This is a genomic window from Micromonospora sp. BL1, from assembly GCF_003667485.1.
Classification (GTDB): Bacteria; Actinomycetota; Actinomycetes; order Mycobacteriales; family Micromonosporaceae; genus Micromonospora; species Micromonospora tulbaghiae.
Window position 1 is genome coordinate 1 of the sequence record NZ_RCVK01000328.1, and the last position, 807, is coordinate 807.

General features: G+C 66.8%; 1 protein-coding gene. It reads right to left on the bottom strand.

Annotation, left to right across the window (positions count from 1 at the left end; all coding sequences use genetic code 11):
* Positions 1–807 (bottom strand): VCBS repeat-containing protein (locus EAD96_RS24925; protein WP_147457931.1); only part of this gene is annotated, 807 nt, incomplete at both ends.

The window sequence follows — 807 nt, forward strand, 5'->3', positions numbered from 1 at the left end:
GGGGGCGAAGGTGGTGCCGGTGGACAGGGCGACGTAGATGTCGTTGGTGGTGTTTTTGGTGAAGACGATGAGGTCGTCTTTGCCGTCGCCGTTGGTGTCGGCGAGGTAGGGGAATTCGCCGGGTAGGCAGAAGAAGTCGTGCCATTTGATCGTGGTGCCGGTGAAGGTGGTGCCGGTGGAGGTGGCGGCGTAGACGTCGGCGTCGGTGTTGCAGGTGAAGGTGACGATGTCGTCGCGGCCGTCGCCGTTGATGTCGCCGATGCGGGGTTGTTCGGTGCCGACGGCGAACAGGTCGTGCCATTTCTGTGGTGGCCCGAAGCTGGTGCCGGTGGACAGGGCGACGATGACGTCGGCTGCGGTGGCGGGGCCCTGGGTGAAGGTGATGATGTCGTCGCGGCCGTCGCCGTTGACGTCGCCCAGGGCGGGGAACTCCCCGGCGATGGAGAAGTAGTCGTGCCATTTGATCGCGGTGCCGGTGAAGGATGTGCCGGTGGACAGGGCGACGTAGACGTCGGCGTTGGTGTCGTGGGTGAAGGTGACGATGTCGTCGCGGCCGTCGCCGTTGACGTCGCCGACGGCGGGGACCTCGGTGCCGGGGGCGAACCAGTCGTGCCATTTCGCCGACGCCGCGAACGAGCTGCCGGTGGACAGGGCGACGTGGACGTCGGCGGTGGTGCCGTGGGTGAACACGATCGCGTCGTCTCGTCCGTCGCCGTTGACGTCCCCGGTCAGTGGTGTCTCCCCGGACAGGGCGAACCAGTCGTGCCACTTCACCGACGTGCCCGCGAACGACGAACCCGTCGACGT